Raw genomic sequence first — 24,183 nt, forward strand, 5'->3', positions numbered from 1 at the left:
CGCGTATCTGGGGACGGCGCGCGGCATTTCAAGAGCCGGCCTGCCGCGCCTATTCACGATGCGCGGCGCGCGGCCGAATCGATATAGCGCGACAGCAGCGCCGGCAGCGCGGGATCGCCGCAGTTCGCGACGTTGAAGCGCATCCACGTGGACGGCGATTGCTGCGGCGAGAACAGGCTGCCCGGAGTCAGCAAAAAGCCGGCCTCGTGCGCGACCGCCGCGAGCGCATCCGAATCGACACCCGTGTCGGCCCACAGGAACATCCCGGCCGCCGGCATCGTGAAAAGGCCGAGCCCCGTGCGCTCGAGCATCCGCGCGGTCTTGTCGCGCACGCCGTCGAGCCGCGCGCGCAGCCGCTCGACGTGGCGCCGGTAATGCCCTTCGGTCAGGATCTTGTACAGCACGCGCTCGTTGAGCTCGGGCGTCGTCATCCCGACCAGCATCTTCTGGTCGGTGACCGCCTTCGCGATCTCGGGCGCGCACGCAACGTAGCCGACCCGCAGGTTCGCCGCGAGCGTCTTCGAATAGCTGCCGAGGTAGATCACGCGCTTCAACTGGTCGAGGCTCGCGAGGCGCGTGGCCGGATAGCTCGGCGGGCACAGGTCGCCGTACACGTCGTCCTCGACGACGAGGAAGTCGTATGCCTCCGCGAGCTTCAGGATCCGGAACGCCTGCGCGGCCGACAGCGACGTGCCGGTCGGGTTCTGCAGCACCGAATTGATCACGAGCATCTTCGGTCGCCACATCTGGACGAGCGTTTCGAGCGCGTCGAGATCGGGGCCGTCCGGCGTGTACGGCATCCCGACGAGCTGCGCGCCCTGCGCCGCGAAGCGCCCGAACATCTGGAACCAGGCCGGATCGCCGACGATCACCGCATCGCCGGGCTTCACGTAGATCCGCGCGATCAGGTCGATTGCCTGCGTGATCCCCGACACCAGCACGATCTGTTCGGGCTTCGCGCCGATCTCCACTTCGGCGAGGCGCGTCTGCAGTTGCTGGCGCAGCGGCAGGAAGCCCTGCGCGGTGCCGAAGCCGAGCATCTGCGCGCCGGACTGGCGCCCGAGCGCGCGCAGCGCGCCGGTGATCAGTTCCCCGTCGAGCCAGCGGCCCGGCAGGTAGCCGAGACCGGGCCCCTTTTCCGGGCTGACGGTATGCAGCATGTTGCGCAGCAGCCAGACGACGTCGATCGTGTTGTGCACCGGCGCGGCCTCGGCCACGCGTGCGACGCCGTCGGCCGGCTGCGGGCCGGCGCCCGTGCGCTCGCGCACGTAGAAGCCCGAGCCGCGCCGCGAGTCGAGGTAACCCTGGGCGACGAGGCGCTCGTACGCCTCGACGACGGTGAAGCGCGACACGCTCTTGTCGAGCGCGAGCTTGCGGATCGACGGCATCCGCATGCCGGGCCGGAACACGCGCTCGTCGATGCGCCGTCGCGCCCACTGGACAAGCTGGTCGACGAGCGTGAGCGTGGCCGTGTCGTGCGGCACGGGAATCTGGGCGAGGGGGACGGTGGACATGGGCGGCAGCTCCAACTGTACCGAAGGCTATCGCGCCGATTGTACCGTTACTGTGCCGGTAGCGACGATTACAGTTGACCGGAATGGCAGCCGTGCGGCCACCGTTCCGGCTCCGCCGCACCTGGCACCGCGCCCACCGGCCCGTCTCGCGGCCGGGACGCCGGCCGGTCCGGCCACCGCCCGGCGCATCGCCTGCCCACCATGACACTTTCGCTTCCCGACCGACGTTCATGCCAGCCCGCTCCCTGACACTCGACCACCTCGTGATCGCCGCGCGCACGCTCGACGAAGGCATCCGCCACGTCGCCGACGCGCTCGGCATCGAACCTGCCGGCGGCGGCCGCCACCCGCTGATGCGGACCCACAATGCGCTGTTCGGTGCGTGGGGCGGGCTCTACCTCGAAGTGATCGCGATCGATCCCGATGCGCCTGCACCGAACGCCGGCGCCGAACCGCCCCGCGCGCGGCTGTTCGGGCTCGACGATCCGGCCATGCACGCGCGGCTTGCGCAAGGCCCGTTTCTCGCGCACTGGGTTGCGCGGGTCGACCGTCCGCGCCAGCTCGCGCTGTGGCAGAGCCAGTACCCGGCGCGCATCCCGCCGGTCGTCGCGATGCGGCGCGGTGACCTGAGCTGGGGCCTCACGGTGCCCGACGACGGCGCGTTCCCCACGTGGCAAGGCGCGGGCGACGGCCTCCTGCCGTCGCTGATCCAGTGGGACAGCGCGCACCACCCGGCCGAATCGCTGCCGGGCGACGGCGTCGCGCTGAAGGCGCTCAAGGGCACCCACCCGCGCGCGGACGCGCTCCGCGAGCAGCTCGACTGGCTCGGCGCCGGCCACCTGCTCGACCTCGAAGCCACCGACGGCCCGCCCGCGCTGGTCGCCGAATTCGACACGCCGCAGGGCGCACGCACGCTGCGCTGAGCGCCACGCCGCACCCGACTACATCTAATACCGGCAACACGGAGACACCCATTTCATGAATTCGCGCGAAACCCGGGGCATGCTGCTCGGCCTCATCGGCGTGATGATCTTCAGCCTGACGCTGCCGATGACGCGGATCGTCGTCTCCGAACTCCATCCGCTGCTCAACGGGCTCGGCCGCGCGCTCGCCGCCGCGGTGCCGGCCGGCCTGCTGCTGTGGTGGCGCCGCGAGCCGCTGCCGACCCGCGCGCAGCTGAAAAGCCTCGCGATCACGTCGCTCGGCGTGATCATCGCGTACCCGGTGTTCTCCGCATGGGCGATGAAAACGGTACCGGCGTCGCACGGCGCGGTGGTCAACGGCCTGCAGCCGCTGTTCGTCGCGCTGTATGCGGCCTGGCTGTCGCACGAGCGGCCGTCGAAGGCGTTCTGGGCCAGCGCGGTGGCCGGCAGCGCGCTCGTGATCGCGTTCGCGCTGCGCGACGGCGGCGGCACCGTGCAGGCCGGCGACGCGCTGATGCTCGTCGCGGTCGGCATCGGCGCGCTCGGTTATGCGGAAGGTGCGCGGCTCGCGCGCCAGATCGGCGGCTGGCAGGTGATCTGCTGGGCGCTCGTCGTGTCCGCGCCGTTCCTCGTGCTGCCGGTCGGCTGGCTCGCATGGACGCAGCATGCCGTGCATCCGGGCCCGCTCGCGCTGCGCACCTGGCTCGCGTTCGGCTACGTGACCCTCTTTTCGCAATTCATCGGCTTTTTCGCGTGGTACGCGGGGCTCGCGATGGGCGGCATCGCGCGCGTCGGCCAGGTGCAACTGCTGCAGATTTTCTTCACGATTGCTTTTTCCGCGCTGCTGTTCGGCGAAACGGTGACGCCGTCGACGTGGCTGTTCGCGGCCGCGGTGATCGCCACCGTGGTGCTCGGGCGCCGCTCGGCGGTCGCCACCGCCGCGCAACCGGCTCGCGCCGGCTGAACAGCTGCGCCATAATGGACGTTTTGCCTGATCGGTTTTGCCCACCCGGCCGCGAAGGCTCGATCGCGCTCGTGCCCGCCCACCCGGCGGCGTCGACGCGATTTGCCCGAACGACCTTTCTTGACTGACCACGATATCCGAACGAGGAGACTATGAATCCGAGCGACCTGCATCCGCCGCACTGGCAGCTTTCCGAACGCGCACGCAAGCTGACGAGCTCTGCCATCCGCGAAATCCTGAAGGTCACGGAACGCCCCGAGGTCATCTCGTTCGCCGGCGGCCTGCCCGCCCCTGCCACGTTCCCGGCCGAGCGCATGCGCGCCGCCGCCGACCGCGTGCTGCGCGACGCGCCGGCCGCCGCGCTCCAGTACAGCGCGACCGAAGGCTACCTGCCGCTGCGCGAATGGATCGCCGAGCGCTACAGCGTGCGCGTGTCGCAGGTGCTGATCACGACCGGCTCGCAGCAGGCGCTCGACCTGCTCGGCAAGGCGCTCGTCGATCCGGGCAGCCCGATCCTCGTCGAAACCCCGACCTACCTCGGCGCGCTGCAGTCGTTCTCGCTGTACGAGCCGCGCTACGTGCAGGTGCCGACCGACGAGCAGGGCCTGCTGCCGGACGGCCTCACGCCCGAACTCACGCAAGGCGCGCGCCTCTTGTACGCGCAGCCGAACTTCCAGAACCCGACCGGCCGCCGCCTGCCCGTCGAGCGCCGCCGCGCGCTTGCCGCGTTCGCGCAGTCGAGCCCGTTCCCGGTGCTGGAAGACGATCCGTACGGCGCGCTGAACTACCGCGGCGAGCCGCTGCCGACGATGCTGTCGATGGCGCCCGATCACATCGTGCACCTCGGCACGTTCTCGAAGGTGCTCGCGCCGGGCCTGCGGATCGGCTACATCATTGCCCCCGAGGAACTCCACTTCAAGCTCGTGCAGGCCAAGCAGGCCACCGACCTGCACACGCCGACGCTCACGCAGCGCATCGCGCACGAAGTGATCAAGGATGGCTTCCTCGACGAGCACATCCCGACGATCCGCGAGCTGTACAGCGCGCAGTGCGACGCGATGCTCGGCGCGCTCGAGCGCCACATGCCGGAAGGCGTCACGTGGAACCGCCCGGAAGGCGGGATGTTCATCTGGGTGAACCTGCCCGCGCAGATCGACAGCATGAAGCTGCTCGCCACGGCCGTCGACAACCACGTCGCGTTCGTGCCGGGCGCGCCGTTCTTCGCGGACAACGCACAGCAGAACACGCTGCGCCTGTCGTTCGTGACGGTGCCGCCCGAGAAGATCGAGGAAGGCGTCGCGCGCCTCGGCAAGCTGCTGCGCGAGCGTCTCTGATCCCCTTTTTCCTGTCACGACTCTCTACGAGGAATCGAATCCATGGCTAACGTCTACGACAAGCTGAAGTCGCTCGGCATCGAGCTCCCGACCGCCGGCGCACCGGCCGCCGCCTACGTGATGAGCGCACAAACCGGCAACACGGTGTTCCTGTCGGGCCACATCGCAAAGAAGGACGGCAAGGTCTGGGCCGGCAAGCTCGGCGCGGATCTGCAGACGGAAGACGGCAAGGCCGCCGCCCGCTCGATCGCGATCGACCTGCTCGCGACGCTGCACGCGCACACCGGCGACCTGAACAAGGTCACGCGCATCGTCAAGCTGATGAGCCTCGTCAACTCGACGCTCGACTTCACCGAACAGCACGTCGTGACGAACGGCGCGTCGGAACTGATCGCTGAAGTGTTCGGCGACGCCGGCAAGCACGCGCGCTCGGCATTCGGCGTCGCTCAGATCCCGCTCGGCGCGTGCGTCGAGATCGAGCTGATCGCCGAAGTTGCGTAACGAACGCAGCACGATGCCCGGCCGTCTCGTCCGTTTCAAGCAGGTCGACGTGTTCACGTCGGTGCCGTTCAAGGGCAACGCGCTCGCCGTGGTGTTCGACGCCGATTCGCTCGGCGACGACGACATGCTCGCGATCGCCCGCTGGACGAACCTGTCGGAAACGACGTTCCTCTGCACGCCGACCGATCCGGAAGCCGACTACCGCGTCCGGATCTTCACGACGGAGGGCGAACTGCCGTTCGCCGGTCACCCGACGCTGGGCACCGCGCATGCGTTCCTGGAAAGCGGCGCGCGGCCGCGCACGCCGGGCCGGCTGATCCAGCAGTGCGGGGTCGGCCGGGTCGCGCTGCGCGAGCAGGCCGACGGCTGGGCGTTCGCCGCGCCGCCGGCACGCGTCACGCCGCTCGACCGCTCGGACTACGCGGCGCTGGCTGCGGCGTTGCGCAGCGACGCGCTCGACCTGGATGCCGAGCCGTGCGCGGTCGACAACGGCGCGCCATGGCTGGTCGTGCGGCTGAAGTCGGCCGATGCCTGCATCGGCCTGACGCCCGATCCGGCCGCGCTGGCGGCGCTCACGCGCCGCTACGCCACGGACGGCGTCGCCGTCTATGCGCCGCACGCGCAAGGCGGCCCCGCGACGCTCGAAATCCGCTGCCTGATGACGGGCGGCAATTTCGGCTTCGGCGAGGATCCCGTCACCGGCAGCGCGAACGCCGCGCTCGCCGGGCTGCTGACGCGGCAGGAACGCCGCCCCGGCCAGTCGTATACGGCCCGCCAGGGTACGGCGATCGGCCGCGACGGCCGCATCTTCGTCAGCTATGACGAAGACGGCACCACCTGGATCGGCGGCCATGTCGTCACCGTCGTCGACGGCACCTTCCTGTCACCCGCCTGACATTTCGCGATGTGCGATGGCGCCGGCCTGCCCGGCGCCCCCTACGATTCGCCCAACTATCGCAAAAACGTTCCAACCAGTAATATCGGGCCTAATCCGTTGTTTCGGAGGTCTGTCCATGGTTGCGTGTCCCGCGAACGAACAGACGTCGGGACGACCCCAGCCAATAATCAGCCATCCGGACGGATGGCGCACGCGAGCAGGACGCCACCCGCTTCGATGAGCTCCGCCCGGTCCAACCACACGCCGCCGACCCGGCCGCTACGCGCGCCGCGCAAATCGCGCCGGCGTGCGCTATTTGCGATCCCGCTGCTCGGGATGCTGGCGCTCGCGCTACTGTGGGCCGTGATCATCGCGCGTCTGTCGGTGGAAAAGGACAGCGCGTACAAGGAAGCGGCCGCTTCCGCGGCAATCCTGTCCTCCGCGCTCGAACAGCATACGGTCAAGGCGATCCACCAGGTCGACCAGATCACCCGCTTCGTCAAGTTCGAATTCGAGAAGTCGCCCGCCCGCTTCAACCTCGCCAGCGCCGTCGAGAAAGGCGTCGTGCCAAGCGACACGCTGATCCAGGTGTCGCTCGTCAACGCGAAGGGCATCCTGTTCGCGAACACGGCCGAGCTGCATCCGCAGCCGATCAACCTGTCCGATCGCGAGCACTTCAAGGTCCACCTCGCGCACAACGACGACCGCCTGTTCATCAGCAAGCCCGTACTCGGCCGCGTGTCGAGCCACTGGACGCTGCAGATGACACGGCGCCTGAACAACCCGGACGGCAGCTTCGCGGGCATCGTCGTCGTGTCGGAAGACCCGAGCTACTTCACCAACGACTTCTACAACAACGCGGCGATCGGCAAGGAAGGCGTGATCGCGGTGGTGTCGGATACCGGCGCGGTGCTCGCGCGGCGCACGGGCTCGGTCAGCAACGCGCCGGGCGCGTTTTCCGCGTCGGGTGTTTACCCGATCGCCGAGCGCGTGACGGGCACGATCATCGACCCGATCGACGGCGTGACGCGCATCGTGTCGTACCGCCACCTCGACGGCTACCCGCTCGCGGTGATGGTCGGGCTGTCGCAAACCGAGGAATTCGCGGATTACTACCACACGCGCAACGTCTACCTGCTGATGACGAGCTTCATCACGCTCGCGATGCTCGCGTTCTTCGGCGTCGCGACGGGCCTGATCGGCAAGCTGCTCGGCCGCGAGCGCGAAATGACGCAGCTCGCCGAATACGACCTGCTCACCGGCCTCGCGAACCGCTATGCGACGCTGCGCGGGTTGCGCAACGACGTGTCGATGCCGGCGAGCCTGTCGCGGCTCGGGCTGCTGTTCATCGATCTCGACAACTTCAAGACCGTCAACGACACGCTCGGCCACAACGCCGGCGACATCGTGCTGCAGATGACCGCGTCGCGCCTGTCCGATGCGGTCGGCGACGAAGGCTCGCTCGCGCGCATCGGCGGCGACGAATTCGTCGTGGTAATGAAGGGCGACGACGTCGAGCGGCGCGCGGTGCGGCTCGCGGAAGCGATCATCCGGATGTTCGGCGAACCGTTCGACGTGCGCGGCAGCTCGTTCGTGCTGCATGCGAGCATCGGCATCGCGCTGCACACGGTGGCGAACGAGAGCGAGATCGACCTGCTGAAGAAGGCCGACCTCGCGATGTACAGCGCGAAGGATGCCGGCAAGAACTGCTACCAGTTCTATGCGCCGCACCTGTCGCACCGCGCCGACCACCTGATGCGCTGGGAGCAGCAACTGCGCGTCGCGCTCGCCGAGGGGCAGCTGTTCCTCGCATACCAGCCGAAGATCGACCTCACGCACCGCCACATCACCGGCTTCGAGGCGCTCGCGCGCTGGGATCATCCGGAACACGGCGTCATCTCCGCGAACGAATTCATTTCGATCGCCGAATCGACCGGCCTGATCGTGCCGATCGGCGACTTCGTGATCCGCACCGCGTGCGAGCAGATCGCGCGCTGGCGCGACGAAGGCCACGACACGCTGACGCTCGCGGTCAACATCTCGCCCGTGCAGTTCTGGCGCGGCGACCTGATCGAGACGATCTCGCAGGCGCTGCAGGAAACCGGCATCGACGCGAACCGGCTCGAGATCGAGATCACCGAGACCGCGATGATGGAATATCCGGAGCTCGTGTCCGAGAAGATCGTCGCGCTGAAAAAGCTCGGCATCCGCATCGCGCTCGACGATTTCGGCACCGGCTATTCGTCGCTGTCGTACCTGCACCGCTTCTCCGTCGACACGCTGAAGGTCGACCGCTCGTTCGTGCAGGCAATCCCGAACGATCGCAGCGTGTGCGTGATGGTGTCGTCGATCGTGCATCTCGCGCGCTCCCTCGGCCTGACCGTCGTCGTCGAAGGCACGGAAACCGAGGAGCAGATCACTTGGCTTGCCGCGCTCGGCGAAATCGAGGCGCAAGGCTTCCTGTTCTCGCGACCGGTGCCGGCCGACGCGATTCCCGCGCTGATCGCACGCTTCGGCGTGCGCGGCGACGCGCCGAACGTGATCGCGCATCGCGCGACCGGCAGCACCGGCGCGTAAGCGCACCGTGGCGCGCGTTGCGCGCGCCGTCACTGTTTCGTTTTCCGATTCAATTGTTTAGTTCGTGAACTAGCGTTTTCGCGCATGGCAGTGTCACGATGCGCGGCGGACAATTGGGAGGGCCAACGTGTCGGCGGGCCGCCGGCATGGCCGCACGCGAGAGATCGGGCCCCGCGCTCACACCACCAACATGACTACCGTCGAAATCGAAGCGACCGCTGATGTCGAACAGGCGCAGGCGTCCCTGTGGGACCTGTTCAAGGTCGTCGCCAGCATTTCGGCGGTTTCGTGGGGCGGGCTGTCGATGATGGCGCAGCTCGAACGCCACTACGTGGAGCGGCTGAAGCGCATCGAGCCCAACGTATTCGGCGACCTCGTCGCGCTGGCCTGGCTGGTGCCGGGCCCCGTCGGCTGCAACGTGGCGGTGCAGGTCGGCCAGATCCTGCACGGCCGCATCGGCGCGTGGATCGCCGGCATCGCGAGCGTACTGCCGTTCTCCATCCTGATGACGCTGTTCGCGATCTTCTATCGCACGCCGCTCGTGCGCTCGCTTGCCGCGCCGATGCTGATCAATCACTTCGGGATGGTGCTCGCCGCGCTGATCGGCGTCACGTGGGTCAAGCAGTTGCGCTCGCTCGCACGCACACGGCGCGAGCAGCTGATCGCCGCGCTGTCGACGATTCTGCTCGGTTTCGCACATAATCCGGCCGCCTTCGTCGGGATTCTCTTCGCCGCCTTCGCGGCCGGCTGGCTCACGGGGCCCCCGCAACGCGACGCGGTCGATTTCACGTTGTCGACCCGCGACCGCAACCTGCTCGTGCTGCTCGGCGTACTCGTCACGCTGTTCGCGGTGCCGCTGCCCGGCGATTACCAGGCGACGCTGCTGTGGCCGCGTCTCGCCGGCGCCGGCATGACGCTGTTCGGCGGCGGCTTTTCCGCGCTGCCCGTGCTCAAGACGCTGTTCGTCACGCCCGCAACGGGCATCTCCGATCACGACTTCACGCTGGCGTTCGCGCTGTCCCCTGTCGCGCCGGGGCCGCTGCTGAACGTCGTCCCGTTTCTCGGCTACCTGACCGACGGCTGGGTCGGCGCGCTGCTCGCGACGGCCGCGCTGTTCATCCCGTCGGGATGCCTCGTCGTGTTTGCGCAGAACCACCTGTCCCGGCTCAAGCGCCATTCGCGCTTCGAGCACGGGATGCGCCTGCTACGGGCGGCGACCACGGGTTTTCTCGTCGTCGCCGTCGTGAGGATCCTGTACCGCGAACCCGTCGACCCCATTTACTGGCTGACGGGCGCCTTCGCGACGCTGTGCTTCGCGCGCTTCAAGCTGCCCGTCTATGCCGTGTACGGCACGGTCGCGGTGGCTTGCGGCGTGTGGCTGCTGGCCGCCGCGCGCTGACGGGCGGCGCCCCCCCGCCCCGCCGGGTTCTACCGGCATTCGCCCGTCCAGGCCGTCCTCAACCTGCCTGCACCGCGACCCGGCGTGCCATCCAGCGGGCGCGCAGCGCGTCGTAGGCAAGGTTGAAGCAGAACGTGTAAGGCAGGAAGAACAGCACGATGCCGAGGTCGAGCAGCAGCGCCTCGACGAGGCTCACGTTCAGCCACCACGCGGCGACCGGCACCACCATCGCGACGAGACCGAGCTCGAACGTGACCGCATGCGCGATCCGCATGCCGAGCGTGCGGGTCAGCCCCGCGCGACGCTCGAAGCGGTCGAACAGCGTATTGAACGCCATGTTCCACGCCATCGCGATCAGCGACACCATCACCGTCAGCACGCCGACGTGCGACACCGGCATGTCGAGCAGCCACGCACCGATCGGCGCGCACAGCACGATCGCGACCAGCTCGAACGTCAGTGCATGCAGCAGCCGTTCCGTCACCGTTTTGTTGACCTGTTTCATGATTCCCTCCGATTCGTCTACTTCGTACATGGCCGCCATTTTGATCGGCGCAACCGTATGAATCCAGTTTGATATCATCGGTTTTACCGATATATCGTCACCAGGAGCGCCGCATGCGCCATGCCCCCGAAGCCCTGCTCGCCTTCGCCGAAGCCGCGCTGCTCGGCTCGTTCACGGCCGCCGCGCGCAAGCTCGGCAAGCGCCAGTCGACCGTGTCGGAGGCGATCGCGAACCTCGAGATCGATCTCGGCGTGCAGTTGTTCGACCGCTCGACGCGCGCGCCGACGCTGACCGATGCAGGGCGTGCGCTGCTGCCGCAGGTGCAGCGCGCACTCGAAGCCGGCGCGGCGATCGACCGGACGGCCGCGCGGCTCGCGCGTGGCGAGGAAGCGCGGCTGACGCTCGTCGTGTCCGATACGTACCAGTCGAAGCGCTACGAGGAAACGTTGATGGCGCTCGAACGGCGCTTCCCGACGCTCGAGCTCGAATGCCAGATCGCCGAGCACGAGGATGTGCTCGACCTGATCCAGCAGGGGCGCGCGCAGCTCGGGCTGATGGCCGCGCGCGCGGCCTACCCGGCCGATATCGGCGCGGCGACGATCGCCGAGGAGTCGGAAATCGGGCTGTTCGTCGGCCGCACGCACGCGCTCGCCGAATACGGCGACGCCGACGTGCCGCACGCCGCGCTGCGCGACGTGCGCGAACTGCGCCTCAATACCTACGTGAAAACGGAAGGCCGCGGCGCCGACGACCGGATCGTCGTCGGCACGCAGCACTGGCTGGCGCCGAGCTACCTGATGCTGCTGGAGATGGCCGTGCTGGGGTTCGGCTGGGCCGAACTGCCGCGCTGGATGGTCGACCACTTCGCACGCGATCGCCTGTGCGAACTGCGTGCGCGCGGCTGGCCGCGCCGTGTGCGGGTCGATGCGGTCTGGTCGCGCAGCCGGCCGCTCGGCCCGGCCGGCTCATGGCTGCTCGATGCGATGCTGGCCGCGTAGCGGCGCTTGCCGGCGCACCCGCGGCTGCGCGCGGGCCGGCCGGCTGCGGTCAATCAGAAACCGCGCGACAACACCGCCGCGCCGATCGTGACGACGCCGAGCACGAGGTTCACGAGGACGAGCAGGCGCACCGTATTCACCGCGCGCGCGCCGTCCGGCCACTTCTGCGCCTGAACCGCACGGCGGATGCGCGGGAACAGCGCGAACCGGATATGTCCGAAGATCAGCATCATCACGACGCCGAGCCCGGCCATCGCGTGCAGCGACCACGTCGCGTGCGCACCGCCGAATTCCACCAGCAGGAAGCCGCCGGTCAGCAGGATCACGATCACGGAACCCGAGACCCAGTTGAAGAAGCGGCCGAACACGCCTTCGATCAGCGGCAACCGCAGCTGCGGCGACAGGTCGGACAGCGCCGGACGCAGGCAGAAGTTGGCGAAGACCATCCCGCCCACCCACACGGCGACGGCCAGCAGATGAAGAAACAGCGCGACGGAGACAGCATGGGACATGACGGCAATCCTGTGAGGAGTGGGGTGCGGCGAACGGCCGCGTCGCACGCGGCATCGAGCGACGTTCGACCGGATTGTCGCCGAGCGGTTCAGACCCCAGGCGCGATTTCACATTATTTTGCAAGTTCCGCGTGACAGCGCCACGCTTGCTTACCCGCATCCCCGACCCAAAAGAAAAGGCCGCACGTCCGCCGAAGCGGAGGTGCGGCCCTCGATCGCGGCCGAACCGGGCGATCGAACGTGCGCAGTGTCAGCCGAGCAGCGGACGCAGTTCGCTGACGACCTTGAGCTTCGTGTCGGGCGCGCGGCCCTTGCGGGCGCGCTTGCCGACGTGCGGCGCCAGCCCCGCATACGACAGCGTTTCGTCCATCACCTTGCCGCCGCGGCCGGTGCCGATCAGCACGACGCCGGCCGGATCGATCGCGAGCGCCTGCACGAGCGTTTCCTTGTCGTCGAGCGCCATCAGGATCACGCCGCGACCGCCGCCGGACAGCGTCTTCATCTCGTCCATCCCGAACACGAGCAGGCGGCCGCCGCTCGACAGGCACGCGACCTGCGTCGCGTTCGGCAGCACCGGCATCGGGGCGAGCGGCACCGCGCCCGCATCGATCGTCATGAACGCCTTGCCGGCCTTCACGCGGCTCACCATGTCGCCGACCTTCGCGAGGAAGCCGAAGCCGTTGCTCGACGCGAGCAGCAGTTGCTGGTCGGCCGGCGCTGCGAAGTAATGCATCAGGTGCGAGCCCGACTCGAGCTCGATCAGCGACGTGACGGGCACGCCGTCGCCGCGCCCGCCCGGCAGGATCGACACGTCGACCGAGTACACGCGGCCGCTGCTGCCCCACGCAATCAGACGATCCGGCGTGCGGCACTGGAACGCCGCGTACAGGCTGTCGCCGGCCTTGAACGAGAAGCTGGCCGGGTCGAGACCGTGGCCCTTCAGCGCACGCACCCAGCCCTTCTGCGACACGACCACCGTGACCGGCTCGTCGACCACCTTCGCCTCGAACGTCGCGCGCTTTTCCTGCTGGATCAGCGTGCGGCGATCGTCGCCGTACTGCTTCGCGTCGGCCTCGATCTCCTTGATCATCAGCCGCTTCATCGCGCTTTCGTTCGCGAGCAGTTCCTCGAGCTTCGCCTTCTCGTCGCGCAGCGCTTCGAGTTCCTTCTCGATCTTGATCTTCTCGAGCCGCGCGAGCTGGCGCAGCCGGATTTCGAGAATATCTTCCGCCTGCCGTTCGCTCAGGCCGAACGCGGTCATCAGCGCGGCCTTCGGCTCGTCCGACTCGCGGATGATGCGGATCACCTCGTCGATGTTCAGGAAGACGATCATCCGCCCTTCGAGGATGTGGATGCGGTCGTCGACCTTCGCGAGACGATGGCGGCACCGGCGCGTCATCGTCAGCTGGCGGAACTTCACCCATTCGTCGAGGATCGTCAGCAGGCCCTTCTGGCCCGGCCGGCCGTCGGCGCCGATCATCACGAGGTTCAGCGTCGCGTTCGACTCGAGGCTCGTGTACGCGAGCAGCGTGTTCACGAATTCCGTCTGGTCGATCGTGCGCGACTTCGGCTCGAACACGAGCCGCACGGCCGCTTCCTTGCCCGACTCGTCGCGCACCGCGTCGAGCAGGTCGAGCATCGCCTTCTTCGTGTTGAGCTGCTCGGGCGTCAGCGTCTTCTTGCCGAGCTTGAGCTTCGGGTTCGTCAGCTCCTCGATTTCCTCGAGCACCTTCTGGCCCGACGTGCTCGGCGGCAGCTCGGTCACGACGAGTTGCCACTGGCCGCGCGCGAGATCCTCGATCTTCCAGCGCGCGCGCACCTTCAGGCTGCCGCGGCCGGTTTCATAGGCCGCCGCGATTTCGGTGTCGCTCGAGATGATCTGCCCGCCGCCCGGGAAATCCGGCCCCGGAATCAGGTTCATCAGCTCCGCGTGCGACAGCTTCGGATTGCGGATCAGCGCGACCGCCGCTGCCGCGACTTCACGCAGGTTGTGCGACGGGATCTCGGTCGCGAGACCGACCGCGATGCCCGACGCGCCGTTCAGCAGCACGAACGGCATGCGGCTCGGCAGCGTCTTCGGCTCCTCGAACGAGCCGTCGTAGTTCGGCATGAAGTCGACCGTGCCCTGGTCGATTTCGTCGAGCAGCAGCTTCGCGATCGGCGTGAGGCGGGCTTCGGTGTATCGCATCGCCGCCGCTCCGTCGCCGTCGCGCGAGCCGAAGTTGCCCTGCCCGTCGATCAGCGGGTAGCGCAGCGAGAAATCCTGTGCGAGACGCACCAGTGCGTCGTATGCCGACTGGTCGCCGTGCGGGTGGTATTTACCGAGCACGTCGCCGACCACGCGCGCCGACTTCACCGGCTTCGCGTCCGGGCCGAGGCCCATTTCGTTCATCGCGTAGAGAATCCGGCGCTGCACCGGCTTCTGGCCGTCGCAGACGTCAGGCAGCGCGCGGCTCTTCACGACGCTGACCGCGTAGCTGAGATACGCCTGCTCCGCGTAGTTGCCGAGCGTCAGCGCTTCGGCGTCCGGTGCATCGGAGCTGGCGAAGAGATCGGAAGTGTTGTCGTCCATCTGAATTCCGTATTCGTAAGTGGCGTAAGGCCGGGCCGGGCGTCTTGCCCGGCCGCGCAGGTGTTCGGCTTAGATGTCGGCTTCGACGTCGTTGCCCTTTTCCTCGAGCCAGCCGCGTCGCGCGGCTGCCTCGCCCTTGCCCATCAGCATCGTCATGCGTGCGACGGTCGCCTCGTAGTCGAGCTCGCCGAGCTTCACCGGCATCAGGCGGCGCGTGTCGGGGTTCATCGTCGTATCCCACAGCTGCTCGGCGCTCATTTCGCCGAGCCCCTTGAAGCGGCTGATGCTCCATTGCGTCTCGCGCACGCCGTCCTTGCGCAGCTTGTCGAGGATCGCCTCGAGTTCGCCTTCGTCGAGCGCATAAAGCTTCTGTGCGGCCTTCTTGCCGCGCGCGGGCGCGTCGACGCGGAACAGCGGCGGGCGCGCGACGCACACATGGCCGCGCTCGATCAGTTGCGGGAAATGCTTGAAGAACAGCGTGAGCAGCAGCACCTGGATGTGCGAGCCGTCGACGTCCGCGTCCGACAGGATGCAGATCTTGCCGTAGCGCAGGTTCGACAGGTCGACGCTTTCATCCGGGCTGTGCGGATCGACGCCGATCGCGACCGAGATGTCGTGCACCTCGTTGTTCGCGAACAGGCGGTCGCGCTCGGTTTCCCACGTGTTCAGCACCTTGCCGCGCAGCGGCAGGATCGCCTGGTATTCCTTGTCGCGGCCCATCTTCGCGGAGCCGCCTGCCGAGTCGCCCTCGACCAGGAACAGCTCGTTGCGCGCGATATCTTCCGTCTCGCAATCGGTCAGCTTGCCGGGCAGCACCGCGACGCCCGAGCTCTTGCGCTTCTCGACCTTCTGGCCCGCGCGCGTACGCGCCTGCGCCTGCTTGATCACGAGTTCGGCGAGCTTCTTGCCGTGCTCGACGTGCTGGTTCAGCCACAGCTCGAGCGCCGGGCGCGAGAACGACGACACGAGCTTCACCGCGTCGCGGCTGTTCAGGCGTTCCTTGATCTGCCCCTGGAACTGCGGATCGAGCACCTTCGCGGACAGCACGAACGACACGCGCGCGAACACGTCTTCCGCGAGCAGCTTCACGCCCTTCGGCTGCAGGTTGTGCAGTTCGACGAAGCTTTTCACCGCCTGGTAGAGACCGTCGCGCAGGCCGGATTCGTGCGTGCCGCCGGCCGGCGTCGGGATCAGGTTCACGTACGACTCGCGCACGAGCGAGCCTTCCTCGCTCCATGCGACGACCCACGACGCGCCCTCGCCTTCGGCGAAGGTGTCGTCGCCCGAACGCGAATCGGCAAAGCGCTCGCCTTCGAACAGCGGGATCAGCAGCTCGCTGCCGTTCATTTCGTCGAGCAGGTAGCCGCGCAGGCCGTCTTCATACTTCCACGTCTGGCGCTCGCCCGACTTCTCGTTGACGAGCACGACCTCGACGCCCGGCAACAGCACGGCCTTCGAGCGCAGCAGGCGCTGCAGCTCGCCGAGCGGCAGGTTCGGCGAATCGAAATACTTCGGATTCGGCCACACCTGCACGCGCGTGCCGGATTTCTTCTCGCCGCGGCCCGCGCCCTGCGTCGTGAGCGGTTTGACGACATCGCCTTCGGCGAAGCCGAGTTCCGCGATCTTGCCGTCGCGCCAGACCGTCACGTCGAGGCGCGTGGCCAGCGCGTTCGTCACCGACACGCCGACGCCGTGCAGGCCGCCCGAGAACGTGTAGGCGCCGCCCGCGGCCTTGTCGAACTTGCCGCCCGCGTGCAGGCGCGTGAATACGATCTCGACGACCGGCACACCCTCTTCCGGGTGCATGCCGAACGGGATGCCGCGACCGTCGTCCTCGACCGAGACCGACTGGTCGGCGTGCAGCGTGACCGTGATCTGCTTGCCGTAGCCGCCGAGCGCCTCGTCGGACGCGTTGTCGATGACTTCCTGGATGATGTGCAGCGGATTCTCGGTACGGGTGTACATGCCGGGCCGCTGCTTGACCGGCTCGAGACCCTTGAGCACCTTGATCGATGCTTCGCTATAGGCCGCGCTGGGTTTCTTCGTTGACATAGGCGCTGAATTTCGTCATTCATCGGGACGTTGTCCACACCTGGTGTGGATAACGTCGTGGACAAAACGTTGAGTTCCGTAAAAAAGCGAATCGAAACAACGGTGTGCTTGGACTGCTCCGAAAGCGGGCGCGCGGCGTGCGCTGCGCTGCCCGGGACGCGCGGTATTTTACTGGTTCCGCGTGGCACGCCAATCGCGGAATCGCGCGCAGCGGCCGCCGGCCGCGCGACGCGCCTGCGTTTTACGCGGGCTTGCGCTTCGCCTCGAGCGTTTCCCACCGTTCGAGCGCTTCGAGCAATTCGTCGTCGATCGCCGCGAACCGCTCGGTCAGGCGCGTGCCTTCCTGCGGATCCTTCGCGAAAATCGAGCCGTCTTCGAGCCGCGCATTGATCGTCTTCTGCTCCTCTTCCAGCGCTGCGATCTTCTCCGGCAGCGCATCGAGTTCGCGCTGCTCGTTGAACGACAGCTTCACCGTGCGTTGCGTGTTACGGCCCGCGGCGCTTTTCGCCGCCTCTTCCTTCACCGGCGCGGCTTCCTTGACCGCACGCTTCGCGGCTTCCTGCTGCGCGAGCTGATCGGCGCGCGCGCTCTGGATCTGCCAGTCGCTGAAGCCGCCCACGTATTCGCGCCACTTGCCGTCGCCCTCGGCCGCGATCACCGACGTCACGACGTTGTCGAGGAACGCGCGATCGTGGCTGACGAGCAGCACCGTGCCGTCATAGTCGGCCAGCAGCTCCTCGAGCAGTTCGAGCGTCTGGATGTCGAGGTCGTTGGTCGGTTCGTCGAGCACCAGCACGTTGGCCGGACGCGCGAACAGGCGCGCGAGCAGCAGCCGGTTGCGCTCGCCGCCCGACAGCGACTTCACCGGCGACCGCGCGCGTTCCGGCGCGAACAGGAAATCGCCGAGATAGCTCATCACGTGCTTGCGCACGCCGCCGATCTCGACCCATTCGCTGCCGGGGCTGATCGTATCCGCGAGGCTCTTCTCCTGGTCGAGCTGCGCGCGCATCTGGTCGAAATACGCGACCTGCAGGTTGGTGCCGATGCGCACCGTGCCTTCGTCGGGCTTCAGTTCGCCGAGAATCAGCTTGAGCAGCGTCGTCTTGCCGGCGCCGTTCGGGCCGATGAAGCCGATCTTGTCGCCGCGCATCACCGTCGTCGAGAAGCGATCGACGACCGCGCGGCCGCCGTAGCGCTTCGTCACGTCGGTCAGTTCGGCGACGATCTTGCCGGACTTCTCGCCCTGCGCGACATCCAGCTTCACGTTGCCCAGCGTGTTGCGGCGCTCCGCGCGCTCGTTGCGCATCTGCACGAGCCGCGCGATGCGGCCGACGCTGCGCGTGCGGCGCGCTTCGACGCCCTTGCGGATCCACACTTCTTCCTGCGCGAGCAGCTTGTCGAACTTCTCGTTTTCCACGCGCTCGATTTCGAGCTGCTGCGCCTTGCGCGTCTGGTACGCGGAGAAATTGCCCGGGTACGACAGCAGCCGGCCGCGATCGAGATCGACGATGCGCGTCGCGACGCGGTCGAGGAACGCGCGATCGTGCGTGATGAACAACAGGCCCGCGCGCTGCGCGACGAGCAGCTCTTCCAGCCAGCGGATGCCGTCGAAGTCGAGGTGGTTGGTCGGCTCGTCGAGCAGCAGCACGTCGGGCTGCAGCACCAGCGCGCGCGCCAGCGCGACGCGCTTTTGCATCCCGCCCGACAACGCATCGACGGGTGCATCGACGTCCGCCAGGCCGATCTGCGCGAGCGTCATCGACACGCGCGTGCGCCAGTTCCACGCGTCGTGCGCATCGAGCGACGACTGCAGCGCGTTCATCCGCGCGAGCAGCGCATCGTGCTCGACGCCTTCGGGGATATCCGCGAGGCGGTGCGCGATCGAATCGTATTCCTCGAGCAGTTCGCGTGTGTGCGCGAGCCCCGATGCCACTGCATCGAACACCGTCGCGCCCGGCTCGAATTCGGGCTCCTGCGGCACGTAGACGGTCACGAGTTCCTGCTGGCGCGTGACGAGCCCGTCGTCGGGCTTCGCGAGCCCGGCGACGATCTTCAGCAGCGACGACTTGCCCGCGCCGTTGCGGCCGATCAGGCCGACGCGCTCGCCGGCTTCCAGCGAGAAATCCGCGTGATCGAGCAACGCGACGTGACCGAACGCGAGCTGCGCGCCGGAAATGGAATAGAGCGACATGGGGAGACGGCGAAGAGAGGAATCGGAAGCGCCCATTGTACCGGTCGCGGGCGGCGTTACCGGCATGGCCGGACGGATAAGGCCGGCAAACGGGTTGGGAGGCGGGTTGGGACGTGCTTTTGGCGGCCGGCAGGCGGCGATCGACGCGCAGCGACGCGATGCGATGGCGCGCCGAGCGCGGCCGGCTGCCGGTAGCGGACGCCGGCCGCGAATTCCGAGCGAAAGGGCCAACGTCGGCCGGAGGCCTGCAGCCGGCCGATCGACCATTCCGCGCCGGACGCCTCGGGCGCCCGTACGCGGCACATGCGATTACTTCACGTTGATCGTGATCGTCGAGCTCAATTCGGGGCCGTACGAGCGGTGCACGCCGTCGCCCAACTGCAGCGTCAGCGTGTGCTGGCCGGGCGGCAGATTGATGTCGGTTTCGGTCTGTGCCTTGCCGAAGTGCAGCGAACGCTCGCTCGCGGGAATCACGTCGCCCTTCGGAATCGGCCGGCCGTCGATCAGCAGGTGATGATGGCCAGTATTCGGCGTGTTGTCGCCGGCCGGTCGAAGCTCCATCCCTTCAAGCCCGAACTTCACATGCACCGGGTTCGACACCGTCGCGCCTTCGCTCGGCGCTTCGAAATACACGCGCGCCTCGGCCCGCGCCATCGTCGACACGGCCATCGCCGCCACGCATACCGCACCTGCGATCCACTTTCTGTTCAGCATCGCATTCTCCTTATGATTGGACAGCCCCGGAAGCATACACCGCACGCAGGGCAGGCGTGTTTCGGTCGCGTTGTTCGCGATGCGTACGTTTAAAACGACGTTGCGGAGCCGTTCGACGAAATTCCGGTACCATTGCGCCTTTCGTCCGCTGGCCACGCCGCGAACGGCATCACCGGATTTCCATTTTCCCGAGTGCTACATGAGTGAAGTAACCGAATACCAGAGCTGGGTCTGCCTGATTTGCGGGTGGGTCTACAACGAAGCGGAAGGGCTGCCCGACGAAGGCATCGCGCCCGGCACCCGCTTCGCCGACATTCCCGCCGACTGGCGCTGCCCGCTGTGCGATGTGGGCAAGGAAGATTTCGTCGTCGTCGATTTCTGATTCGCTGACGCGCTGATTTCCGATCGCGGGTGATGACGCGATCACGCGCGTCGGCGTGCATTCCGCCCCGCCGACGCGCTGCGCGTTTGCTATACTCTGCGCGCTGTCCACACTGCCGTCCGGTTCGCGTCTTTCTGCGTTTTCCCCGGACATGGCGCTCCCCGTAGTTCAATGGATAGAACAAGCGCCTCCTAAGCGCTAGATACAGGTTCGATTCCTGTCGGGGGGACCAGAGAGCCTCCAAAGTTTCACCAGCTTCGCCACATAAACCCCGTCACGCTTGGCTGTGCGGGGTTTTTTGTTGCAAACTTCCACCAGCGACCGCCAGTGGAAACAACCCCCGTCTAGGGGTTGTTTTGGGGGCTTCGCAAAACACCCCCTTCAGACAACCCCCGAGGCACCAGCACATGGCGCTCACAGACCTCAAGGTCCGCACAGCAAAGCCCGCGGAGAAGCAGCAGAAGCTTTATGACGGCGGCGGACTACTGCTCCTCATCACACCGGCCGGCGGGAAACGTTGGATTTTCAAATACCGCATCGACGGCAAAGAAAAGAGCCTGGCGCTCGGCACATATCCGGACGTATCGCTCGCTGATGCGCGCGGTCGACGTGATAACGCGCGCGAAAAGCTTGCCGCAGGCCTCGATCCAAGCGAAGCCAAGAAAGCTGACAAGCGGGCTGCGCAGTTGGCCGCTGCCAGCTCGTTCGAACTCGTCGCGCGCGAATGGTTTGAGACTCAACGCGGCGGATGGTCCGACGTGTATGCAGGCAAGGTCATCAACTGCCTCGAAGTCGATGTATTTCCTCGGCTCGGCACCCGCCCTATCGCAAGCATCGATGCTCCGGAACTGCTCGCGATTATTCGCACTGTCGAATCTCGCGGCGTTCGCGAGACGGCCAAGCGGGTGCTGCAGCGTTCGCGTGCCGTGTTTCAGTACGGCATCGTGACCGGCCGCTGCACTCGAAATCCGGCGGCCGACATCGACGCCGAAACAGTTTTGAAGAAAAGCACCGGCGTCCAGCATATGGCGCGAGTGAAAGCTACCGAGATCCCGCAGCTCATGCGCGACATTGACGAATACTCGGGCGATCTGGTCACCCGGCTCGCATTGCGGTTCATGGCGTTGACGTTCGTGCGGACAAAGGAAATGATCCAGGCCGAATGGCCCGAGATCGATGTCGATGCTGGGGAGTGGCGGGTGCCAGCGGAGCGCATGAAAATGCGCGATCCACACATTGTGCCCCTTTCTCGACAGGCGCTCGATGTGCTCGCCCAGCTCCGCGCGATCAACGGCCAGCATCGGTTCGTGTTCTACAGCGTGCAGGGCCGCAGTCACATCTCAAACAACACGATGCTGTATGCCCTGTATCGGATGGGTTATAAATCGCGCATGACCGGGCACGGCTTCCGCGGCCTTGCTGCAACAGCACTGCGTGAACTGGGATACAGCCGCGACGTCGTCGAGCGCCAGATGGCGCACGCGGAACGCAACCAGGTCACTGCCGCCTACGTTCACGCCGAGTATTTACCTGAGCGCCGCAAGATGATGCAGCACTGGGGTGACCATCTCGAAAATCTGAAATCCGATACCTTGGTTGTTCCGATTACTGCCACTAATCGATAAATCAATGTCATGAAGCCGGCTCGCATAACAGAATCGCGTGAGATCGATCCCAGTTACTGGGCCGAGTGCCATTTCCCTACGGTGATTGCCGCTCACTTGGCCGAATGTTGCCACAATGCTACCCCTCGCTCACTTCGCGTGATTGAACGCGGTCGCCGCTTTCGCTCGTTCTGGGAGGCACACCCCGAAGAGGACGATCAACTCAGGAGACGGTGGAGAACTCTCGAGAAATTTTCCGTCTCTGAAGAGCAACTTCTGGCACTTTTCCTGGTGCTGCCAGATACGGCGCAGCGCAATCCATTCCCGCTTTTAACCGGCGTCCGAAAACATGGCACCAAAGACATTTCGGTTAAATATGAGCGTAAGCGCTACCACGAACTCGCGGATCAGGTCCACGAGATTCGCACTTTTCTCTTCTCCGGTGGCGACAACAACTTTCGTAACCTATTAAGTGACGCAAGCGCAACCGGCGGGGAGGCAGCCAAAGAAGCACAAGCATTCCAGGCATCTAATAGGACTCTCCGTGCGGCGCTGTTTCATTTAGAGAAGTTGCTGACGCTTGCAGATCCCGCAGCAAAATATCCATACGGACAACCAGATAGCCATGACGCAGCGACGCAAGCCTACGTTGCAGTTCTCGCATCGCTAAACTCTCGCTTGACAGCGCCCCAGCACGCTGCAATTGCGTATATCGCCCAAATCAACAATCCGCTCACCGAGGTCACCAACACTGCGCTAGGCGCTGCATGGAAGAAGCGATGCGCTAACTAAAACGTCCGAAAATAATTTACTTTAGTTCGCGCTTTGACTGGCCTCCTCCCAAGATATGACAATAATCGGGAACCATGTTCAACAACCTTTTGCGAGGTTACAACATGGTTGCCAAAGCACCGTCACTTCCACCCAATGCCGGCCCGCTCAACCCGGCACCCCAGGGGCTCCCGCTCGACGGTTACTCCCGTTGGGCGGATCTGAGTCGCTTGGTCCCCCTCTCCCGCGAGTCCATCCGTCAGCGTGAGATCGCCGGCCGCTTCCCGCGCCGCGTGCAACTGGGTTCGCAGCGTTGCATCGCATGGCCGAATCGCGAAATTCACCGCTGGCTCGCCGACCCATCGAACTACCGGGTGGAGGGCTGAGCCATGAAAAAAGAAAACGCCCGACCCAGCAAAGCCGAATCGAGCGCCGTCGAACAGCGCCAGCTTACCGCACTCACCCTCCAGCAGTCACGCGGCGAATCGCGCGTCGATAGCCGCGTGCTGGCAGAACACCTCGGCAACTCTCACAAGCATGTCCGCGAATTGCTTGAGGGCTATAGCGGTGATTTCGACGCATTGGGGGTTCTGCGGTTTGAAACCGCTAAACCCCTCTCGGGATCGGTCGGCGGCCGCCCGGAGCGCTTCGCGTTGTTGAATGAAGACCAGTGCTACCTGCTCTTAGCCTATAGCCGCAACACCGACCGCGTACGTGCGCTGAAACTGCGTCTGGTCATTGCGTTTCGTGACGCTCGCAGCCGCCAAGCCCTCCATGACGGCGTGTACCTGCCAAGCTATCACGCACTGCACGACGAAGTGGCAGAGATGGCCCGACGCGCGCACGAGGCAGGGAGCATGGCCGGCGATGAGGTGTTCCACTGCAACGTCAACAAGCTCGCCAACAAGGTTTGCGGCTTGCGGGCCGGCGAGCGTCGATCGTTGAATCCGACCCAGAGGGCAATCCTGACGGCCACGCAGGAGGTAATCCGCGCATCGTTGCAGCGTTCGATGGGCGCCGGCGACGATCACCGCGGTGCCTACCGCGCAGCCAAGCAGGCTGCGGAGGAATACGCCTCTATGGCTGGCCGTCTGCTCGGGGGCGCGCAATGAGCCACTCCACCGAATTCCTCGACCTGCGTCGCTCTGATTCGGAGCGCCTCCGCGTAACCGTGGGTGAGTACCGCGGCCGCGTCCTCGTTGATCTCCGGATCTGGTTCGCCGCTGAACACGGCGAATGGAAACCGGGCCGTGCCGGCGTCTCGCTGCGTCCCGATCAGGTCGGCGAAGTCATGCAGGCACTCCGCTTGGCTGCGCAAGCGGCGGATCCGGCGGGGATGCGCTGATGGCAAATCAAAAGAAATCGATCTTGACAGATAGGGCTTTTGGGCCTATCTTGTGCATCAGCGGCTGCGCTCTCGCGCGGCCCACCACAGCCGAGAGGATCCGACAAATGACGTACCCGTTCTGGGAGGCCTTGGGCCGCCCTATCTCCCATGCGATATACCCCACCGACTCCCAGCGATCTGGAGCAGTTGAAGCAAACCCTGCAGCTCAGCAGCGCGCAGATGGCGGATCTGTTCGGCGTGCAGGGTGGGCGACAATGGCGGAAGTACACGGGCGGAGAGACTCCGCGCGAAATCAGTCCGCACATTTTGTTCTTCGCGATGGCTCGGCTCGAGCTGGATGCGAAAACGCTCGACCGAATCTTGAATCGAATGCGCGAGGTCGGCGCGACGATCGACTTGGACAGCGAGTAACGACCGGCGGCGCGTTCGCTGCCGCCATCCCGAA

The 24,183-nt window shown here is 66.2% G+C and carries 22 protein-coding genes and 1 tRNA gene; 16 read left to right on the forward strand and 7 right to left on the reverse strand.

Annotated elements, in window-relative coordinates:
- Nucleotides 1–53 precede the first annotated feature (53 nt).
- A complete protein-coding gene (locus tag CFB41_RS12460; protein ID WP_089456691.1) occupies nucleotides 54–1,514 on the reverse strand; it encodes a PLP-dependent aminotransferase family protein in 1,461 nt (486 codons plus the stop codon).
- A gap of 230 nt (nucleotides 1,515–1,744) precedes the next feature.
- Here CFB41_RS12460 and CFB41_RS12465 point away from each other — a divergent pair, with 230 nt between their 5' ends.
- The 7 genes from CFB41_RS12465 to CFB41_RS12500 all read left to right on the forward strand — a co-directional run bounded on the left by CFB41_RS12465 (nucleotide 1,745) and on the right by CFB41_RS12500 (nucleotide 10,089).
- On the forward strand, nucleotides 1,745–2,437 hold the full coding sequence (locus tag CFB41_RS12465) for a VOC family protein (protein WP_089456692.1): 693 nt from the start codon (nucleotides 1,745–1,747) through the stop codon (nucleotides 2,435–2,437).
- 55 nt (nucleotides 2,438–2,492) lie between these two features.
- Nucleotides 2,493–3,401 (forward strand): DMT family transporter, encoded by a 909-nt coding sequence (locus tag CFB41_RS12470; protein WP_089440730.1) that lies wholly within the window; start codon nucleotides 2,493–2,495, stop codon nucleotides 3,399–3,401.
- A gap of 152 nt (nucleotides 3,402–3,553) precedes the next feature.
- Nucleotides 3,554–4,735 carry a PLP-dependent aminotransferase family protein gene (locus CFB41_RS12475; protein ID WP_047852437.1) on the forward strand — a complete coding sequence of 394 codons (1,182 nt, stop codon included), beginning with the start codon at nucleotides 3,554–3,556 and terminating at the stop codon, nucleotides 4,733–4,735.
- 42 nt (nucleotides 4,736–4,777) lie between these two features.
- Nucleotides 4,778–5,236 (forward strand): RidA family protein, encoded by a 459-nt coding sequence (locus CFB41_RS12480; protein ID WP_011352811.1) that lies wholly within the window; start codon nucleotides 4,778–4,780, stop codon nucleotides 5,234–5,236.
- 13 nt (nucleotides 5,237–5,249) lie between these two features.
- Nucleotides 5,250–6,131 carry a PhzF family phenazine biosynthesis protein gene (locus CFB41_RS12485; RefSeq protein ID WP_089457181.1) on the forward strand — a complete coding sequence of 294 codons (882 nt, stop codon included), beginning with the start codon at nucleotides 5,250–5,252 and terminating at the stop codon, nucleotides 6,129–6,131.
- A 219-nt stretch (nucleotides 6,132–6,350) separates the two neighbouring features.
- On the forward strand, nucleotides 6,351–8,690 hold the full coding sequence (locus CFB41_RS12495; RefSeq protein WP_089440733.1) for an EAL domain-containing protein: 2,340 nt from the start codon (nucleotides 6,351–6,353) through the stop codon (nucleotides 8,688–8,690).
- Nucleotides 8,691–8,880: 190 nt separating this feature from the next.
- Nucleotides 8,881–10,089, forward strand: a complete 1,209-nt coding sequence (locus tag CFB41_RS12500) for a chromate transporter (protein ID WP_089456693.1) — start codon at nucleotides 8,881–8,883, stop codon at nucleotides 10,087–10,089.
- A 58-nt stretch (nucleotides 10,090–10,147) separates the two neighbouring features.
- Here the strand turns inward: CFB41_RS12500 and CFB41_RS12505 are convergent, their stop codons facing one another.
- Nucleotides 10,148–10,594 carry a multidrug/biocide efflux PACE transporter gene (locus CFB41_RS12505; protein ID WP_089457182.1) on the reverse strand — a complete coding sequence of 149 codons (447 nt, stop codon included), beginning with the start codon at nucleotides 10,592–10,594 and terminating at the stop codon, nucleotides 10,148–10,150.
- A 113-nt stretch (nucleotides 10,595–10,707) separates the two neighbouring features.
- Between CFB41_RS12505 and CFB41_RS12510 the strand changes: the two genes are divergently transcribed.
- Complete coding sequence (locus CFB41_RS12510; RefSeq protein WP_089456694.1) at nucleotides 10,708–11,592, forward strand: LysR family transcriptional regulator; 885 nt, start codon at nucleotides 10,708–10,710, stop codon at nucleotides 11,590–11,592.
- A 53-nt stretch (nucleotides 11,593–11,645) separates the two neighbouring features.
- Here CFB41_RS12510 and CFB41_RS12515 read toward each other — a convergent pair whose 3' ends face one another.
- From CFB41_RS12515 to CFB41_RS12535, 5 genes are all read right to left on the reverse strand, one after another.
- A complete protein-coding gene (locus CFB41_RS12515; protein ID WP_039370342.1) occupies nucleotides 11,646–12,104 on the reverse strand; it encodes a CopD family protein in 459 nt (152 codons plus the stop codon).
- Between the two features lie 250 nt (nucleotides 12,105–12,354).
- Nucleotides 12,355–14,676, reverse strand: a complete 2,322-nt coding sequence (gene parC, locus CFB41_RS12520) for a DNA topoisomerase IV subunit A (RefSeq protein ID WP_089456695.1) — start codon at nucleotides 14,674–14,676, stop codon at nucleotides 12,355–12,357.
- 69 nt (nucleotides 14,677–14,745) lie between these two features.
- Complete coding sequence (gene parE, locus CFB41_RS12525) at nucleotides 14,746–16,728, reverse strand: DNA topoisomerase IV subunit B (protein WP_089456696.1); 1,983 nt, start codon at nucleotides 16,726–16,728, stop codon at nucleotides 14,746–14,748.
- Between the two features lie 241 nt (nucleotides 16,729–16,969).
- Nucleotides 16,970–18,955 (reverse strand): ATP-binding cassette domain-containing protein, encoded by a 1,986-nt coding sequence (locus CFB41_RS12530; protein ID WP_373558617.1) that lies wholly within the window; start codon nucleotides 18,953–18,955, stop codon nucleotides 16,970–16,972.
- Nucleotides 18,956–19,228: 273 nt separating this feature from the next.
- Complete coding sequence (locus CFB41_RS12535; protein WP_089440739.1) at nucleotides 19,229–19,633, reverse strand: DUF4399 domain-containing protein; 405 nt, start codon at nucleotides 19,631–19,633, stop codon at nucleotides 19,229–19,231.
- 199 nt (nucleotides 19,634–19,832) lie between these two features.
- On the opposite strand from CFB41_RS12535, the gene CFB41_RS12540 reads away from it, so the two are divergent.
- From CFB41_RS12540 to CFB41_RS12570, 8 genes are all read left to right on the forward strand, one after another.
- Nucleotides 19,833–20,015, forward strand: coding sequence for a rubredoxin (locus CFB41_RS12540; RefSeq protein WP_006398668.1), 183 nt, complete (start codon nucleotides 19,833–19,835; stop codon nucleotides 20,013–20,015).
- Nucleotides 20,016–20,172: 157 nt separating this feature from the next.
- Nucleotides 20,173–20,247 (forward strand) — tRNA-Arg (locus CFB41_RS12545).
- 175 nt (nucleotides 20,248–20,422) lie between these two features.
- Nucleotides 20,423–21,640, forward strand: coding sequence for an integrase arm-type DNA-binding domain-containing protein (locus CFB41_RS12550; RefSeq protein ID WP_089456698.1), 1,218 nt, complete (start codon nucleotides 20,423–20,425; stop codon nucleotides 21,638–21,640).
- A gap of 9 nt (nucleotides 21,641–21,649) precedes the next feature.
- A complete protein-coding gene (locus tag CFB41_RS37310) occupies nucleotides 21,650–22,411 on the forward strand; it encodes a hypothetical protein (RefSeq protein ID WP_144029914.1) in 762 nt (253 codons plus the stop codon).
- A 104-nt stretch (nucleotides 22,412–22,515) separates the two neighbouring features.
- Nucleotides 22,516–22,776: an AlpA family transcriptional regulator gene (locus tag CFB41_RS12555; RefSeq protein WP_089457183.1), complete on the forward strand. Its 261-nt coding sequence runs from the start codon at nucleotides 22,516–22,518 to the stop codon at nucleotides 22,774–22,776.
- Nucleotides 22,777–22,779: 3 nt separating this feature from the next.
- Nucleotides 22,780–23,502, forward strand: a complete 723-nt coding sequence (locus CFB41_RS12560) for a Rha family transcriptional regulator (protein WP_089456699.1) — start codon at nucleotides 22,780–22,782, stop codon at nucleotides 23,500–23,502.
- Entirely contained in the window at nucleotides 23,499–23,735 is a 237-nt protein-coding gene (locus CFB41_RS12565; protein WP_089456700.1) for a transcriptional coactivator p15/PC4 family protein, read from the forward strand. The genes CFB41_RS12560 and CFB41_RS12565 overlap by 4 nt, the downstream gene beginning before the upstream one ends.
- Before the next feature lie 150 nt (nucleotides 23,736–23,885).
- Complete coding sequence (locus CFB41_RS12570; RefSeq protein WP_089456701.1) at nucleotides 23,886–24,149, forward strand: transcriptional regulator; 264 nt, start codon at nucleotides 23,886–23,888, stop codon at nucleotides 24,147–24,149.
- The last annotated feature ends 34 nt before the right edge of the window (nucleotides 24,150–24,183 follow it).

The sequence above is a fragment of the Burkholderia sp. AU33803 genome, from assembly GCF_002223095.1.
Taxonomy (GTDB): domain Bacteria; phylum Pseudomonadota; class Gammaproteobacteria; order Burkholderiales; family Burkholderiaceae; genus Burkholderia.